We start from the raw sequence: 15,897 nt of genomic DNA, 5'->3' as shown, positions 1-15,897 counted from the left end.
CGGCGTGGTCGTCAAATCTGTTCTGCTGTTCGTTCTCGCCGCAATCCTGGAGATCGGCGGCGCCTGGCTGGTGTGGCAAGGGGTCCGCGAGCATCGGGGATGGCTGTGGGTGGGTGCGGGCGTCCTCGCGCTGGGAGCCTACGGTTTTGTCGCGGCGTTCCAGCCGGACGCGCACTTCGGCCGGGTGTTGGCCGCCTACGGCGGCGTTTTCATCGCGGGATCGCTGCTGTGGGGCATGGTGGCCGACGGATTCCGCCCCGATCGCTGGGATGTGGTGGGCGCGCTGGTGTCACTGGCGGGCGTCGGCCTGATCATGTACGGACCGCGGTGACCGTCAGCCCAGGTGCGCGCTGGGGTCGTCCAGCTCGTCGCGGTTGAGACCCATGGGGGTGCCGGCGGGGATGTCGCCTGCGGCCACGACTTTCCTGGTGATCGGCGTGAGTGCGCGAAACAACGACTCGACCTCATGGTCGTCGAGTGCATCGAGCAGCGGCAGTGCCAAAGCGTCGGTGGTGTCCTCGACATGCCGCTTGAGTTTTGCGCCCGCGTCGGTGAGTTCCCCCGCGCTGTCCAACAGACCCCGCTGTCGCAGAGCGTCCTGATGGTGCGCCCACTGCTCGTCGTCGTAGTCCCGAGCCCGCTTGATCATCTCGTTCGGCACCCGACCTGCGGCGGCGTGCAGCACATTGCACTCGCGGCCGGAGATCCCCTCGGCGGCGAGCACGGCGACGTGGCCGTCGCCCCGGTGCTCGCGCCACAGCGTCGTCGCATGCCACAGCCGGGCCAACGGTTCGTCAGGCCAGCACAGGGCGCGGTTGGCGGCGAACAGCACGCGGCCTCCTACGTCGGAGTCGGCCACCGCCCGTTCCGAGAGGTCGGCCACGACCGAGGCCTCGGCGTCGGTGACGCCGCTGCGTCGCAGGGCCGCCACCGCTGATTCCTGGCGTGCCCGCAGCGCATCACCGGGCGAGGCGACGTCCCACGCCGCGGGCAACGCCTTGGCGACCCGGTGCGGCGCGAAGTTGTAGAAAGCGGCGGTGACGACGTCGGCGGACACCGTTCCCAGCGGAGCCGACCGAGCGGCGAAGTAACCCATCCAGAACCCTCGGAAGCCCAGCCCGTCAAGGGCGGCTCTGGCCTCCGGGGCGAAGTAGGTCACGGCATGCACAGGCTCGGTGCGGTCGTGCAGACGACGGGCGAGGGTGTGGGGTCTGGGCACGTGGCCAGTCAATCATCATCGCGCGCCGGGTCTGTTAGGGTCTCGTGCAAACTTCCCACCTGTGACGGGACGGCACACATGAGGAAGGTCATCGGTCCGCTCGCCGTGCTCGCGACAACGGCTGCCGCGATGGCCGGGTGCGGTTGGGAGATCGCCGGTGGCGTGCCCACCGTGGCCACCACAGATCTGCAATCCGACATCGCCGCGCGCTTCACTGATGCGGGGGAGCGGCCGGACTCGGTGACCTGCTCGGACCCCCTCGTCGGCGAGGTGGGACAGACGGCGCGCTGCGATGTGGTGATGAGCTCCACCAACAGCTTCGCCCCGATCGTGACGGTGACCAGGGTGGACGGGGCGGCCATCGACTACGAGCTGATGCCCGCGTTGTCGCGGGAGCAGCTCGAACGCGCCGTGGCCCGGCTGGTGGCCGACGTCGGACCGCCCGCGTCGCGCGTGTCGTGCCTGTCCGATCTGCTCGGGCAGATGGGCGAGGCGGCCCAGTGCGATGTCACTGCCGGGGGAATGACGTTGCGGCGGACGGCCGAAGTCACCAGCGTCGACGGTCTGATGATGAATTTCGATCTCGTGCCGATCCTGACGAAGTCGGAGGTGGAGGCGTCCCTGCTCGACGAACTCACCCGGCACCTGCAGCGGCGTCCGGATTCTGCGACGTGTTCGGGAAACCTGGAAGGAAAGCCGGGAAACACCGTGGACTGCGCGGTGATCGCCGGACCGGAGAACGCCGCGTTCATCGTCACCGTCACCAAGGTGGACGGCGCCAACATCGACTACAGCTATGCGCCCCGCGGTTGAGTCAGAGTCCCGAGGCGATCAGGTTCACCACTGAGGCGACGATCACGGAGCCGAACAGATAGGACAGCAGTGCGTGCTTGAGTGCGGTGGCCCGCATCCTCGACGAGGTCAGGTTGGTGTCCGAAATGGCGAAGCTCATGCCCACGGCGTATGCGACGTAGGCGAAGTCGCTGTAGCGCGGCGCCTGCTCGGTGTTGAAATCTATTCCGCCTATTGGCTTTTCAGCGAAATACACCTTGGCGTAGGTGAGGGCGTACAGCGTGTGGACGGCGAACCACGAGACAACCACGCTGGCCACCGCCACCGCCGGAGCCACCGAGGCGAGGTGATCGGGACGCGCCTTGGCCAGCAGCACCCCGACGCCGACGAGGCTGGCCAGGGCGCCGCCGAGAATCAGGGCGAAGACGGTTTGACGTCCGGGCTCCTCGAACTCGGCGTGCGCCGCTGTCTCCGACGGTCCGTAAGGCCAGATCACCGCCCAGGTCCACGCCATGTAGGTCACGGCAAGAATGTCCCAGCCGATCAGAAGTGAGAACCACCGGAAGCCCATCGAGGCGGCGATGACGGCCGCGAGCAGGCCCACGACTGCACCGCCGAGAAGGCGTATCGCGGGGCTGTGGATGGACCGCGACCTCATCCGTCACAGTCAACCAGGCCCCGCGATGGGATCAGCCCAGACGCCGCTTTTGCTTCTTGGCCTGCTTCTTCGCCTGCTTGGTCTTGGTGGTGGCGGTATCGGCCAGTCCGGCAGCACGATCGAGCGCCACTTCTGCACGATCACGCGCCGCCTCCGCCAGATCGGCACTGCGGCCGCGCGCGATATCGGCGAGTTCCGGGGCGCGGTCGCGCGCCCGCTCGGCCAGTTCGGCACTGCGCCCCCGGGCCACATCGGCGAATTCGGCGCCGCGTTCGCGGGCGAGCTCGGCCAGCTCAGGCGCGCGGTCCCGCGCGATCTCGGCCAACTTACCGCCGCGGTCACGGGCGACCTCGGCGAGCTCCGAACCCCGTTCACCGGCGACGTGCGCCAGTTCGCGACCGCGCTCGGCGCCGACGTGGAGGCCGTGTTCGAGCTTCTCGGCGAACGCGCTGTCGGTGAGGGAGCTGCCCGCGGCAGCCCCGGCAGGCAATGCCGATGACACCGCTTCAGAGACCTTGCGCGCGGCGCGGCGTCCGCGCCACCCCAGCGACGGCTTGCCCTCGGTGTCCACCGCGGCGATGATCAGACCGCCGATCAGGCTGATGTCGGTGACGAAGGCGCGACGCTCGTCCGCTTTGCGCTGTGGGTCGACCTCGTTCCAGAAGGCGTGTCCGCCAAGCGAACTGGGGACCACACTCAACGCAAGCGCGGCAGACGCGAACCGCGGGAGGCGTCCGGTGGCCAGCAGCAGCCCGCCGCCGATCTGGACTGCGGCCGTCACCTTGGCCACCGTTTCCGCGTCCGACGGCACGTTGGTGCCCACCGGGTCCGGTAGCTTGCTCAGGCCTTCCAGGGTGTGGCGGGAGGCGTCGACCGCAGGTTTCGGGCTTCGCAAAGCCTCGACACCACGTGAGATGAATACCGCTGACAGCATGGGGCGCGCGACACGTCGGATCAACATGCGGCCTGTGTTCCCCGGGGCACCCTGCTGCAAACCCGGGAAAAGGCGCACCTCCGGAGTACTTTCTGAAGACATGGCAGACGCTGCCGCGACGTTGGTGTGGGAACGGGTCACCGCGAACGTGATGCGGTGCCGACTGCCGTTCTGCGATGTCACCGTCGGCGTCGTCCACGACGCGGGCGAGGCGCTGATCGTGGACACCGGAACCACACTGGCCGAGGCCGGCGCGGTGGCACGTGACGTCGCGGTGCTCACCGGCTGCACCGTCCGTCACGTGGTGCTGACCCACCACCACTTCGACCATGTCCTCGGCTGTTCGGTGTTCGCGGGCTCGCACGTGTACTGCTCACCACAGGTGGTGGCGACTCTGGCCGGCGATCGGCAGGCGCTGCGGGCCGATGCCGTCACCCACGGCGCCGACACGGGCGAGGTGGACCTCGCGCTGGCCGCGCTGTCCCCGCTCGCGGACACGGAGCGCGAAGGCATCGTGAGTCTCGGTGACACGTCGGTGACGATCATGCACCCCGGCCGGGGCCACACCGACCACGATCTGATCGCGGTGGTCACCGGAGGACGCCGCCCGGTCGTGTTCTGCGGCGACCTGGTCGAAGAATCCGGTGACCCGTGCATTGATGAGCAGTCCGATGTCGGCGCATGGCCTGCGACGCTGGCGCGGGTACTGGCCGTCGGCGGCGAGTCCGCGGTGTACGTGCCCGGACACGGGGCCGAGGTCGACGCGGCGTTCGTCCGGCGGCAGGCGGACTGGCTGGCAGCTCGCGGCTGATCGTTCAGGAGTTCGGACGACCGGCTTCGGGGCGCGGCCAGGAGCGACGCTGTAGCGGGCCGGCAGGCGGCCGCATCCCGTCCAGCACGGCGCGCAGCGGCGACCACGCGGACCGGCCCCTGCGCGTCACCGCGTACGCCGTCAGGGTCACGTCGGGATTGTGCAGCGGCAGGATTGTCACGCCGGTACCCGTGGGCCTGCCCAGGGGCAGCAGGCCCACACCGAATCCCGCGACGATGAGGTCCTCGACCAGATCAAGGCTGTCGATCTGGTGGGCGATCGCCGGCGTGAAGCCGGCGAGCGATGCCAGCGTGCGTACCGCGGTCTCGTCCGCGGTGTTGCGCGAATTGACGATCCAGGCGGACTCGGCGAACGTCGTCAGGGCGGCATCAGGCGCGGTTCCGGCCGGCACCCCGAGTCCCCACCCGATCGTCCAGAGCGGCACGGCCTCGAGGCTGGCGCCGGGCGAGGCCGGAGCCACGTTGTAGTCGTAGGTCAGTGCCAGGTCCAGGTCGTCAGCGGCGAGCAACGCGAAGGCCTCGATCGGCTCGTATTCGCTGATGACGACGTCGACGTCGGGGTACCGGGCGGCCAGATCGGCGACGATGGGCAGCAGCGACACCCGGATTCCGGTGGCGAAGCCGCCGACACGGACTGTCCCCGCAGGCTCGGCGTCGGGATCCAGATCCAGCCGTGCGCTGTCGACCGCGGCGAGGATCGTCACCGCATGGTCGGCCAGCCGCCGACCCGCCGGTGTCAACCGGACACGCCGGCCCTCCGGCTCGATCAACTGCGCCCCGGTGTCGCGGGCGAGCGCAGCGATCTGCTGGGACACCGTCGAGGTGGTGAGGTGATATTCGTCGGCCACAGCCCTCATCGAGCCGAGGCGGGACAGAGCCAGCAGCAGTGCCAGTCGCCGAGTGTCCATCCCTGGATTGTCTCCGGTGCAGGCGGCGCAATCGGTAAGTTCGCCGCATGACCGACCTGACCGTCACCATCGGCGACGGCGTCGCAGTACTGACCCTCAATCGGCCGGAACGGCGAAACGCCTACACCCGTCGGATGGGGGAGCTGCTGAACTCGGCTTATCGGCAGTGCGACGACGACGACGGTGTGCGGGCGATCGTGCTCACCGGTGCGGGTGACACCTTTTGCGCTGGCGCGGATTTCGCCGCTTCGGAGCAGCCGTTCTCCTCGGCGTCCGAGTCGTTCACCGCATCGCCCACCGATCCTGCGGCTTTCGAACTGCGCACGCCCGTCATTGCTGCGGTGAACGGGCACGCCATTGGTATCGGCCTCACCATCGCACTGCAGGCCGACATCCGGATCATGGCTTTTGACGCCAAATATGCTGTCGCGCAGGCGCGGCGGGGCGTCATCGGCGACTGCATGTCGCACTGGACGCTGCCGCATCTGGCCGGGGCGTCGGTGGCGGCCGACCTGTTGTTGACAGGGCGGACTTTCGACGGCGCCGAGGCCGCAGCCATGGGTATCGCCAACCGGGCAGCGGCCGCCGGCGAGGTGCTCGATGTGGCGATGGCCATCGCGACGGACATCGCCACCAACGTCGCGCCGATGTCGGCAGCGCTGAGCAAACGCCTGCTCTGGAGCACGATGGCCCACGGTTACCGGCCTCGGCAGGTCGCCGAGCTGGAGACCGAGTTGCACCGCAGGGTGCTGGGCACCCCCGATGCACACGAAGGTGTGGCGGCCTTCCTCGATCGGCGGGCGCCGCGCTGGACCTCGTCGGTCTCCCAAGACTGGGTGCCGCTGCCCGAGCCTTAAACCGATCGGCGCACCCATTTAGTCCCTTAGTCCCGCCGCTACTTGAGCATGCTTCCGGCGTCGACCGGAAGCGGGACGCCGGTGATGTAGCGCGCCTCGTCAGACGCCAGGAAGAGCACCGCGTTGCTGATGTCGGCGGGTTCCACCCAGCCCACCGGCAGGACGTGCATGAACTGCGCCGCGACCTTGAGGTCCTCGGGTCCCGGTTCGGCGAGATCGGGGCGGAACAGCTTCATCGTTCCGTCGTTCATGAACATCGGGGTGTTGACGTTGGTCGGGCACACGGCGTTCACCCGCACGGAGTGTTGGCCCAGCTCGACGGCGAAAGTTCGCATCAACCCGATTACCCCGTGCTTGGCGGCGATGTAGTGGCCGGTGTGCGGATAGGCCTTGAGGCCTCCGACCGAGCTGGTGAGAATGATCGAACCGCCACGCCCACCGGACAGGAGATGAGGGACAGCGGCTTTGACGGACTTCCACACGCCGGAGAGATTGACCCCGATCATGTCGTCCCAATCGGCCTCGCTGGTCTTGTCCAGGGTTTGGCCACCGTTGCCGATGCCGGCGTTGGCGACGACGATGTCCAGGCGGCCCAACTGTTCGACGCCGCCGTCGACAGCGGCGGCCAGCGCCGCGTAGTCGCGGACGTCCACCTCGGCGGTGACGACACGCCGGTCCAAGCCCTTGATCAGGTCCGCGGTCTCGGCGAGGTCATCGGGCGTGGACGGTGCGATCTGACTGTTCTCACTGATCGGCCCGCAGACGTCGACGGCGATGATGTCGGCGCCCTCCTGCGCGAGGCGTATTGCGTGACTACGGCCTTGGCCGCGCGCGGCGCCGGTGATGAATGCGACTTTGCCCTCGACCCGACCTGTCATGACGGCACCCTGCTTTCCTGATAAATTTGTCGATCGATCAGGAATATTGGCAGCCTGTAACGTTGAAGTCAACGCCCTGAGTCAGATTCGTGACACCGGTCTTCGGCCTACGGCTGACCCGTGAGCGTGTCGAGTAGTCGCTCGACAAACATCCGGAGTTCCTTGTGGCCGGTGGTGACGCCTACGGCGTCCTCGTTGCACAGACTGCGCGCCGTCTGTGCGATGAGCATCGATATCGCCACCGGCGGATAGGCGACGAGATCGACCCCCCGGGTGCGCAGGACGACGGTCACCGCTGCCGTCTCGATGTCTCTCACCCGCTCCGCATACGCTTTGAGCTCGACCCGAATCGCCTTGCGATGGTTGGCCAATGCCATGAATTCGGTGTTGAGTCCCGTCAGGCGCGAGTCGCTGTTGATCGCCCACAACGCCCGAAGCGGGTCGTCGTCGGTCAGTGCGTCCCGCATGCGATCCAGCGAGACTTCAGCGCCAGTGCGCAGAACCTCGACGAACAGGTCGTCCATGGTGGGAAAGTAGTAATAGACCAGTGCCTGCTTCACGCCGGCCTCCGCAGCCACGCGTCGGGAGGTCGCGGAGGCGTACCCCTCGTCGCGCATGATCTTTGCCGTTGCCTCGATGAGCCGGAGCCGGGCGCTGATATCCGAGTGCTTTCCCTTGCGCGGAGGGGACATTCACTCTCCTCGTTGGTCGTGCGCTGTTGACCTGCCGGATCGATTCGTGATAGGCATGGCGCATTCTAACAGTTTGATCGATCGATCAGTATCTGGGTATGAAGCTGGAGCGGCGAAGTTCGCCTCGGTGACGTACCCACGGCAGGTGAACAGCGCGGAAAGGGCCCTGACGAGATGACCGACGTTGCAGCAGTGGATTACTTCTCCGATCCCGAGGTCGCACAGGACCCCTACGAGTATTGGGATTGTCTTCGCAGCCAGGGGCCGGTGTTCAGGGAGCCGCATCACGGCGTGGTCGCCGTCACCGGATATCAGGAAGTCCAGGCGGCTTTCAAGGACGTTGCCTCGTTCTCGGCGGTCAACGCGATCGGCGGACCGTTCCCACCACTGCCGTTCACGCCGGACGGGGACGACATCACTGCCCAGATCGAGGCGCACCGACACGAATTCCCGATCTTCGAGCACATGGTCGTGATGGATCCGCCGGAACACGAGAAGGCGAGGTCGCTGCTCGGCCGGCTTCTCACCCCGCGACGCCTACAGGAGAACGAGGAGTACATCTGGCGGCTCGCAGACCGCCAGCTGGAGGAGTTCCTCGCCAACGGCCGCTGCGAGTTCCTCGGCGAGTATGCACGTCCGTATGCCACGCTGGCGATCGCGGACCTTCTGGGTGTCCCGCAGGAGGACCGGGCCGCGATTCGGCGAAACCTCGGCGCGGGAAATGCGCCCGGGTCGCGGGTCGGGGCGTTGGATCACGAGCCGGTGGGCAGCAATCCACTTCAGTACCTGGATGATCTGTTCAGCGGCTACATCGCGGAACGGCGCAGTGTGCCGCGCGACGACGTCCTGAGCGGGCTCGCCTCGGCGACCTACCCTGATGGATCGGTACCAGAGCTCTTGGAAGTCGTGCGTCCGGCGACGTTCCTCTTCGCGGCCGGGCAGGAGACGGTCACGAAACTGCTCAGTTCGGCGGTGCAGGTGCTCGGTGACCGACCCGAACTGCAGAGCCGACTGCGCGAAGACCGCGATCTGATTGCACCGTTCATCGAGGAGTCCCTGCGTATCGAGAGTCCGACCAAGGTCGACTTCCGGCTCGCCCGCCGCACCACAACGCTCGGCGGCGTCGACATCCCGGCCGGAACTGTGGTGATGCTGTGCCTCGGTGCAGCAAATCGGGACCCGAGAAAGTTCGACGACCCGCACGAATTTCGGTTGGACCGCAAGAACGTTCGCGAGCACATCGCCTTCGGGCGCGGAATTCACACGTGTGCGGGCGCTCCGCTGGCACGGGTGGAGGGCCGGGTGACCATCAACAGAATGCTGGACCGGATGCGTGACATCTGCATCAGCCCGGAAAGGCACGGTGGGACAGAGCATCGCCATTACCGGTACGAGTCCACGTTCCTGTTGCGGGGGCTGACCGAGTTGCACATCGAGTTCACGTCGGGGAGCTAGTCCGGGGAGGGGCTCCATCTCTTTTCCCTGATGGCCCCTCGGTGGTTCTGCACATGAGGTCGCAGTGAGACCGGCTGGACCACGCTTCGGCCGGTCAGGATGGGTCGGTCCGCGATCAGGCCATCCGGATGCGGATGTTCTTGACCCGCAGGAACTCGTGAAGTCCGTCGAGTCCGCCGGTGCGCCCGAACCCACTCTGTTTGAAGCCGCCGTACGGACCCTGCGGGGCGATATCGCTGAACGTGTTGATCCAGATCGATCCGGCGTCCAGAAGTCGAGCCGCCCCGTGCGCGCGAGCGAGGTCACGAGTGTGTACGAATGCGTTCAGACCGTAGGGCGTCCCGTTTGCGAGCTGAACTGCGTGCTCATCGCTTCCGAATCTCATCACCGAGACCACGGGGCCGAATGTCTCCTCCTGTGCCAGGGGCGAATCATTGTCGACGTCGCCGAACACCGTGGGCTCAACGTAGAAGCCTTGCGCGAGCTCTCCGCCCATACGCGCGCCGCCCATCAGCAGTTCACCGGCACCAGTGTCGATCGCGTGATTGATGACCCCCTCGATGCGTGCGACGGCGTGCTCGCTGATGACGGGTCCGAACATGACGGAAGGGTCTTGCGGATCGCCGATGCGCGCACCGCGCACCACCGTCAGGAATCGGTCGAGAAAGTCGTCATAGACCGACTCGTGCACCAAAAGCCTGCTGGCACAGGCGCAACTCTGCCCCGATTGCATCAGCGGTCCTTGATGGGCCGACATCGCGGCTGCCGCGTCCAAATCGGCGTCGGCGAAAACGATGTTCGCCGATTTGCCGCCGAGTTCGGCGACCACCGGGGTTAGGTTGGTCGAGGCGGCACTGATCACCGCGCGGGCGGTGGCGCCGCCGCCGGTGAAGTGGATCTTGCCGATACCCGGGTGTCGAACCAGAGCGTCGCTGCCGTGCGCGGCGGCCGGAAGCACGGTCACCAGTCCCGGTGGGAGGCCGGCCTCGATGCACAGCTCCCCGAATCGCAGCGCGGCCAGCGGGGCTAGTTCGGACGGTTTGAACACCACGGCGTTTCCCGCTGCCAACGCTGGAGCCACACACGATGCTGCAACGGCGAGGGCGCCGTTCCACGGAGCGATGACGCCGACGACGCCGTACGGTTCGCGGTCGACGATATTAAGGTCGAACGATCCGTTGACCGGTGTGGACGCACCGTGGGACTTGTCGACGTAGCCGGCGAAGTGGCGGAGAAACCGTTCCAGCAGCAACGCGGTGCCCGCGAACGAGATGGGAACCGCATAGTCGCGGACATTGAGCAGGGCGAGATCGTCGAGGTGCTGATGAACGACGTCGGCGAGGTCGATGAGGCGGTCTCGCCGGACATCCACAGTGTGAGACATCCATTCGCGCTGCGCCTCACTTCCTGCCCGCACCGCCGCGGCGACTTCGGCCGGTCCCGCCAGGGCAACCACGGCATTCGGTCGTCCGGTTGCCGGATACACGTGGTGGTGCACCCCTGCTGACGACGCGGTGATCCGATCACCGCCGATGAGGAGGCCGACCGGTTCTCCGCTGTCGGTGTCGGGTGTCACGCTTCAGCCGCCCACTCCTCGGTGACCCGCTTTTTCTGCTCCGCAGCCACTTGGCTCAGGTGCGCGGCCTTCGGCCATCCGAAGTAGGCGGCGAAATGCACCGTCAGCTCGTCCATCTCGTCGAATGACAGATCCCGGCTCTTCAGTGCCGCGTAGACGTGACTCAGGATCGGATAGGGCGCGTCCTGGAACGCGACACACGCCACCGTGATGAGCCGGCGTTCCCTCATGCCGAGCCCGGGGCGCAGCCACATCTCACCGAAGACGAAGTTGAGGATTCCAGCCCCCTGGAACGGGTCGTCCCGGTGGGGTGCGAAGGGGAGGCAGTTGATGTCCTTGAAGGCCTGCTCGCCCACGGACAGCCGGGCATCGGGATCACTCGGGGTGGTCAGTGGCAGCAACGGGGACGGGGGAGGGAGCTCCGCGCCACGGTCGTGGTGGATCCGTTGCCACTGCTCGTCGACGACCATGTTGAACCGCGACGCCTTGGGCCAGCCGCCGTACACCGCGAAATGCAGTACTGTCTCCCGCATTTCATCGATGGACACCTCACCGCTGTTCAGCGCTGCGTAAACGTGGTCGCGCAGCGGTGTCTCGGCATCTGCGGCAGCCACGCAGGGCAACGTGATGAAGTGGCGGTCGCGTCGGCTCAGGCCCGGTCTGTGCCACACCTCGGCGAATACGAAGGCCAGCATGTCCGTTGTCGCGGACGTGGGTGTTTCGGGCGCGGCAAAGGTCATGACGTCGGCGAACGCGCGCCGCGCGCGGTCGATATCGGTTGCGGTCATCGGTTCCTCCAGAGGGGCTAGCGCAGTGTGACGCCGGCGTCGACCTTGAACTCCAGGCCGGTCACGTAGCGCGATTCATCGGAGACGAGAAAGAGCACCGCGTTGCTGATGTCGACAGCTTCGGCCATCATGATCGGCATCGCGTTGAGGAAGAGCGGGCCGAGGTCGGGGCGCGTGTGGGCGATCAGTCCGTGCAGTGAATCGGGCCGCATGCCGGTGGCCACACCCGTCGGGTGCACTGTATTGACCCGGATGCTCTGCGCGGCAAGTTCATTCGCCAGTGCCCTGCTCATTCCCACGACGCCGTGCTTGGACGCCGTGTACGGCGTGTGCAGTGGGGTGCCCTTGATCCCGGCCGCAGAGCTGATGTTGACCAGGCTGCCGCCGTGGTCGACGAGGTGCGGTAGAGCGGCTGCGCAGGTGTTCCACGTTCCGATCAGGTTGACGTCGACGACCGTGCGCCACTGGGCCGGTGTGGTGGTCTCCCAGGTGCCTGCAGTCAGGACTCCGGCGTTGGCGACCGATGCGTCGAGCCCGCCGAGTTTGGAGACGCCGTCGTCGACTGCGGCGGCCAAGGCATCCGCGTCTCGCACATCGACGACGTGTGAGATGGCACGGCGCCCCACTTCGCTGACCAGTCGCGCGGTTTCGGCCAGATCCTCCCGGCTGGCCAGTGGGTATTCGATGTCCGGCAGGGACTCGCAGATGTCGATGAGGATGACGTCGGCGCCTTCCTCCGCCAGCCGAAGCGCGTGGCTGCGCCCCATCCCCCGGGCTGCGCCGGTGACAAGCACCCGTTTTCCGGCGACACGTCCTGTGGAGCTCACAGTTTGTTGCAGAATCCGGCGTCGACCGGGAACGTCACTCCGGTCACGTACTTGGCGGCATCTGAGACCAGGTATGCCACTGCGGCGCTGATGTCCTCGGGTTCCAGCAGTCCCACCGGCATCGGGTTCTGCAGGTGTGGTCCACCGTCGGGATAGTGCTCGAGGAATGCCGTCATCGCCGGGTTGACCGCCATCATGGTATTGACCGCGGTCGGATGCACGGTGTTGACCCGAATGCTGTGGGGAGCCAGGGCATTGGACAACGCGCGCATCAGTCCGACGATTCCGTGCTTGGACGCGGCGTAGCCGAGGCCGCCTCCGCCCTTGCCGCCGAAACCTCTCAGTCCGGCGGTCGAGCTGGTGAACACGATGGACCCGCCACGCTCGCCGGCGATCAGGTGGGGGATCGCTGCCTTGGCGGTGTGAAAGGAGCCGACCAGGTTGACCTCAAGCACGTCGGTCCACATCTGCAGATCTTGGGCGTCGGTCAGTTCCGCGAAGGCCATGGCGGCGATTCCGGCATTCGCGCACACCATGTCGAGCCGTCCGAAGTGCGCCACGCCGGTATCCACGGCGGCCTTGACCGCGGAGAAGTCGCGCACGTCTGCGATGGACGCGAGCATCTTGCCGCCATGGGCCTCGACGAGGGTGACGGTTTCCTGGAGTTCCGCGGGCGACGCCATCGGATAGCCGTTGGAGTCGATGTCGGCGCAGATGTCGATCCCGATGATGTCGGCGCCGTCGGAGGCCAGCCGCACCGCGTGGCTGCGCCCCTGGCCGCGGGCGACCCCGGTGATGAATGCCACCTTGCCGTCGAGAGAACCCATCGCACCTCCTCCATCAGTAACCGTGTTACTGGGGTACGGTAACGGTGTTACTGGCGACCGGCAAGGGTGTTCACGTAAATGGCTTCAGATGATCCGATCCTGACCGCGGTCGTCGAGCTGTTGGAGAACGACGGCTACGACGCCGTGCAGCTGCGTGAGGTCGCCCGGCGTTCGCGCACCTCGCTGGCCACGATCTACAAGCGGTACGCCAACCGTGACGAGTTGATCTTGGCGGCGCTGGAAGCCTGGACGGACGAGAACCGCTACGCCGCGGTGGTGGGGCAGCGGAGGGCGCCGGGTGAATCGTTGCACGAGGCGCTGATGCGACTGTTCCGCACCTTGTTCGAGCCGTGGGAGCGTCACCCTGCCATGCTCGCCGCGTATTTCCGCGCCAGGTCAGGGCCGAGCGGCAAGCGGTTGCTCCGCCGCGGACTTGACGTCGTGGTCCCCACCGCGCTGGACGTTCTCGACGGTGTGGACGACGACTTCATCGCGGATATGGACACCGTGATCGCCAACGTCGTCTACGGCCTGCTCGGGAGATTCGCGGCGGGGGAGATACCCATCACCGACATTCTGCCCACCATCGACCGAGCGGTGTACCGACTCACCGCAGGCTACGAATTCGCCCGAACAGCACCAGGTGTCGCGGCGCGGCCCGGAGGCCGCGCCGCGAAGCTCAGCTAGGGAGCGGGAACGCTGCCGCAGCCGACGCCGGGAATGCAGCCGCTGGCGCCGCCGGGTCCTGCGGTGCCAGCCGGTCCGCCCGGGATGGCGCCTGTCGCGCCTGCGGGTCCGGCGGCTCCGCCGGGTCCGCCGGGAATGACTCCCGCTGCGCCGCCGGGGCCTGCCGTGCCGGCCGGTCCGCCCGGGATGGCGCCTGTCGCGCCTGCGGGTCCGGCGGCTCCGCCGGGTCCGCCGGGAATGACTCCCGCTGCGCCGCCGGGGCCCGCGGTGCCGGCCGGTCCGCCGGGGATGACACCCGCTGCGCCGCCGGGACCGGCCACGCCGGCGGGTCCGCCGGGAATGGCACCCGCCGCGCCCGGCGCCGGGGGAGCCGGCATCGGTGCGACGGCGCATCCGGTGCCTGCTGGGTCGTAGCATCCGGGCGGCCCGCCGGCGAGGGCGGCGGGAGCGAAGCCGATCGCCGCGGCAGCGGCAGTGGCGAACATGATGGGCACGTAACGCGGAGAAGTCTTCAACATGACGGCGCGCATACCACGCGAGAGCGCTTTCAAACCCCACGACGCTAACCACACCGAATCGTCCGGAAATGATGAACAGTATGTACCGATAAATCACGTGGACCGAAACGGTCAGTGTCCCGTTCAATGCATGGGTGGCAACGGATCAGGCTCGCACGGGCGCGCTCATGGCGGTGGCGGCCATGGCGTGTGTCCAGCTGGGATTGGCCATCGCCGTCACGCTGATCGACGACATCGGCGTGGAGGGCGTGGCGTGGCTACGGCTGGCGTGGGCGGGCATCCTGCTCCTGATCATCGTGCGGCCCCGACGAACCGCCTTCACGGGCAAGAGCTTTCTGATGTGTGTGGTGCTGGGCGTGGTGACCGGCGCGATCACTCTGTTGTTCATGGCCGCACTGGATCGCATACCGCTGGGGACCGCGAGCGCGCTGGAGTTCCTCGGACCACTGGCGGTGGCGGTCGCCCGAGGCCACGGGCGCGGCCGGGTGTTGTGGCCGGGATTGGCGGCCGTCGGTGTGCTGGTGCTGACCCAGCCGTGGACCGGTGCGGTGGATCCGGTCGGCATTGCCTACGCCCTCGGTGCGGCGTCGTGCTGGGCGTGCTACATCCTGTTGACGCAGAAGGTGGGCGACGAGGTCGCCGGGATCAACGGCCTCGCGGTCTCCATGCCGGTGGCCGGCCTGTTGGCGACGGTGACCGTCGGGCCGGCGGTGTTCGAGCGGATGACGCCGGAGATCCTGCTCATCGGGCTGGGCCTGGCCGTGCTGCTGCCCGTCGTGCCGTTTGCCTTGGAGCTGTTGGCCCTTCGTCGGCTGACCGCGGCCTCGTTCGGCACCATGATGGCGCTCGAACCGGCGTTGGCGATGGTGATCGGGTTCCTGGTGCTGCACCAGAGCCCCGGGCACCTCGGCGTGGCGGGAATCTGCCTGGTGGTTGTGGCCGGGATCGGGGCGGCCCGCACCGGCTCCCGCGCGGCGCCGGTACCGCTTGAGGTGGCGTGAGCCCAGATCGGGTGGATAGTGGGCGGTATGGCCCGAGCACTCTTCGACTCACCCCTTGTGGGCTTCTTCAACGCCGGGATGGCCCGGCTGATCAACGCACCGGTCGTCGGCCCGCTGATACGGCGCAACACCGTCGTGGTCCGCTACACGGGTAAACGCTCCGGCAAGACCTTTCAGACACCGCTCAGCTATCAGCGGCGCGATGACGGTGTCGTCATCCGGGTCATGGCACCGGACTCGAAAACCTGGTGGCGCAACTTCACCGGGGACGGCGGGCAACTGACACTGGTGAACTTCGACGGCGCCGACCGGACCGGTCACGCGGTCGCCCACCGCGACCAACGGGGACGCGTGACGGTGACCGTCAGCATGTAGCGGCTCGACCGTGGGCCTCACGTACGGAAATCCGCCGCGCGGAGCCGTGCAGAGGGCCCACGCTCGCCGCTGGA

Annotated in this window: 19 protein-coding genes; 8 read left to right on the top strand and 11 right to left on the bottom strand. The window is 67.3% G+C overall.

Annotation, left to right across the window (positions count from 1 at the left end; all coding sequences use genetic code 11):
* The first annotated feature begins 4 nt into the window (after positions 1–4).
* Entirely contained in the window at positions 5–331 is a 327-nt protein-coding gene (locus EL337_RS16300) for a YnfA family protein (RefSeq protein ID WP_048631620.1), read from the top strand.
* Positions 332–334: 3 nt separating this feature from the next.
* On the opposite strand, the gene EL337_RS16295 is transcribed toward EL337_RS16300, so the two are convergent.
* A complete protein-coding gene (locus EL337_RS16295; RefSeq protein ID WP_048631619.1) occupies positions 335–1,219 on the bottom strand; it encodes an SCO6745 family protein in 885 nt (294 codons plus the stop codon).
* A 78-nt stretch (positions 1,220–1,297) separates the two neighbouring features.
* Here EL337_RS16295 and EL337_RS16290 point away from each other — a divergent pair, with 78 nt between their 5' ends.
* A complete protein-coding gene (locus tag EL337_RS16290; protein WP_048631618.1) occupies positions 1,298–2,032 on the top strand; it encodes a DUF4333 domain-containing protein in 735 nt (244 codons plus the stop codon).
* A gap of 1 nt (position 2,033) precedes the next feature.
* Here the strand turns inward: EL337_RS16290 and EL337_RS16285 are convergent, their stop codons facing one another.
* Together EL337_RS16285 and EL337_RS16280 are read right to left on the bottom strand one after the other, a co-directional pair.
* Positions 2,034–2,669, bottom strand: a complete 636-nt coding sequence (locus EL337_RS16285) for a DUF1345 domain-containing protein (protein WP_048631617.1) — start codon at positions 2,667–2,669, stop codon at positions 2,034–2,036.
* Between the two features lie 31 nt (positions 2,670–2,700).
* The gene (locus tag EL337_RS16280) at positions 2,701–3,630 is read right to left on the bottom strand and encodes a DoxX family membrane protein (protein ID WP_048631616.1); all 930 of its coding nucleotides are present in this window, start codon (positions 3,628–3,630) and stop codon (positions 2,701–2,703) included.
* 73 nt (positions 3,631–3,703) lie between these two features.
* Between EL337_RS16280 and EL337_RS16275 the strand changes: the two genes are divergently transcribed.
* Positions 3,704–4,414 (top strand): MBL fold metallo-hydrolase, encoded by a 711-nt coding sequence (locus EL337_RS16275; protein WP_048631615.1) that lies wholly within the window; start codon positions 3,704–3,706, stop codon positions 4,412–4,414.
* 4 nt (positions 4,415–4,418) lie between these two features.
* On the opposite strand, the gene EL337_RS16270 is transcribed toward EL337_RS16275, so the two are convergent.
* Positions 4,419–5,342, bottom strand: a complete 924-nt coding sequence (locus tag EL337_RS16270) for a LysR family transcriptional regulator (RefSeq protein ID WP_048631614.1) — start codon at positions 5,340–5,342, stop codon at positions 4,419–4,421.
* 47 nt (positions 5,343–5,389) lie between these two features.
* Between EL337_RS16270 and EL337_RS16265 the strand changes: the two genes are divergently transcribed.
* A complete protein-coding gene (locus tag EL337_RS16265; RefSeq protein ID WP_048631613.1) occupies positions 5,390–6,199 on the top strand; it encodes an enoyl-CoA hydratase/isomerase family protein in 810 nt (269 codons plus the stop codon).
* A gap of 38 nt (positions 6,200–6,237) precedes the next feature.
* Here the strand turns inward: EL337_RS16265 and EL337_RS16260 are convergent, their stop codons facing one another.
* On the bottom strand, positions 6,238–7,077 hold the full coding sequence (locus EL337_RS16260; RefSeq protein WP_048631612.1) for a mycofactocin-coupled SDR family oxidoreductase: 840 nt from the start codon (positions 7,075–7,077) through the stop codon (positions 6,238–6,240).
* 107 nt (positions 7,078–7,184) lie between these two features.
* On the bottom strand, positions 7,185–7,769 hold the full coding sequence (locus EL337_RS16255) for a TetR/AcrR family transcriptional regulator (protein WP_048631611.1): 585 nt from the start codon (positions 7,767–7,769) through the stop codon (positions 7,185–7,187).
* A gap of 174 nt (positions 7,770–7,943) precedes the next feature.
* Between EL337_RS16255 and EL337_RS16250 the strand changes: the two genes are divergently transcribed.
* The gene (locus EL337_RS16250) at positions 7,944–9,224 is read left to right on the top strand and encodes a cytochrome P450 (protein WP_048631610.1); all 1,281 of its coding nucleotides are present in this window, start codon (positions 7,944–7,946) and stop codon (positions 9,222–9,224) included.
* A gap of 115 nt (positions 9,225–9,339) precedes the next feature.
* Here the strand turns inward: EL337_RS16250 and EL337_RS16245 are convergent, their stop codons facing one another.
* From EL337_RS16245 to EL337_RS16230, 4 genes are read right to left on the bottom strand one after another with little or no spacing between them, the layout of a single operon-like run.
* On the bottom strand, positions 9,340–10,800 hold the full coding sequence (locus EL337_RS16245; RefSeq protein ID WP_048631609.1) for an aldehyde dehydrogenase family protein: 1,461 nt from the start codon (positions 10,798–10,800) through the stop codon (positions 9,340–9,342).
* Positions 10,797–11,588, bottom strand: coding sequence for a carboxymuconolactone decarboxylase family protein (locus EL337_RS16240; protein WP_048631608.1), 792 nt, complete (start codon positions 11,586–11,588; stop codon positions 10,797–10,799). The genes EL337_RS16245 and EL337_RS16240 overlap by 4 nt, the downstream gene beginning before the upstream one ends.
* A 17-nt stretch (positions 11,589–11,605) precedes the next feature.
* A complete protein-coding gene (locus EL337_RS16235; protein ID WP_048631607.1) occupies positions 11,606–12,355 on the bottom strand; it encodes a mycofactocin-coupled SDR family oxidoreductase in 750 nt (249 codons plus the stop codon).
* A gap of 56 nt (positions 12,356–12,411) precedes the next feature.
* Positions 12,412–13,242 carry a mycofactocin-coupled SDR family oxidoreductase gene (locus EL337_RS16230; RefSeq protein ID WP_048631606.1) on the bottom strand — a complete coding sequence of 277 codons (831 nt, stop codon included), beginning with the start codon at positions 13,240–13,242 and terminating at the stop codon, positions 12,412–12,414.
* A gap of 78 nt (positions 13,243–13,320) precedes the next feature.
* Here EL337_RS16230 and EL337_RS16225 point away from each other — a divergent pair, with 78 nt between their 5' ends.
* On the top strand, positions 13,321–13,929 hold the full coding sequence (locus EL337_RS16225) for a TetR/AcrR family transcriptional regulator (protein WP_048631605.1): 609 nt from the start codon (positions 13,321–13,323) through the stop codon (positions 13,927–13,929).
* On the opposite strand, the gene EL337_RS16220 is transcribed toward EL337_RS16225, so the two are convergent.
* Positions 13,926–14,447: a hypothetical protein gene (locus tag EL337_RS16220; RefSeq protein ID WP_126316604.1), complete on the bottom strand. Its 522-nt coding sequence runs from the start codon at positions 14,445–14,447 to the stop codon at positions 13,926–13,928. The two genes, EL337_RS16225 and EL337_RS16220, sit on opposite strands and share 4 nt — an antisense overlap.
* Before the next feature lie 134 nt (positions 14,448–14,581).
* Here EL337_RS16220 and EL337_RS16215 point away from each other — a divergent pair, with 134 nt between their 5' ends.
* Positions 14,582–15,448 carry an EamA family transporter gene (locus EL337_RS16215; RefSeq protein WP_083443157.1) on the top strand — a complete coding sequence of 289 codons (867 nt, stop codon included), beginning with the start codon at positions 14,582–14,584 and terminating at the stop codon, positions 15,446–15,448.
* A gap of 27 nt (positions 15,449–15,475) precedes the next feature.
* The gene (locus tag EL337_RS16210) at positions 15,476–15,823 is read left to right on the top strand and encodes a hypothetical protein (protein WP_048633679.1); all 348 of its coding nucleotides are present in this window, start codon (positions 15,476–15,478) and stop codon (positions 15,821–15,823) included.
* Positions 15,824–15,897: the final 74 nt, after the last annotated feature.

This window comes from Mycolicibacterium aurum (assembly GCF_900637195.1).
Classification (GTDB): Bacteria; Actinomycetota; Actinomycetes; order Mycobacteriales; family Mycobacteriaceae; genus Mycobacterium; species Mycobacterium aurum.
Note: the sequence above shows the minus strand (reverse complement) of the source record. Positions and strands in the feature narration are given on the sequence as shown.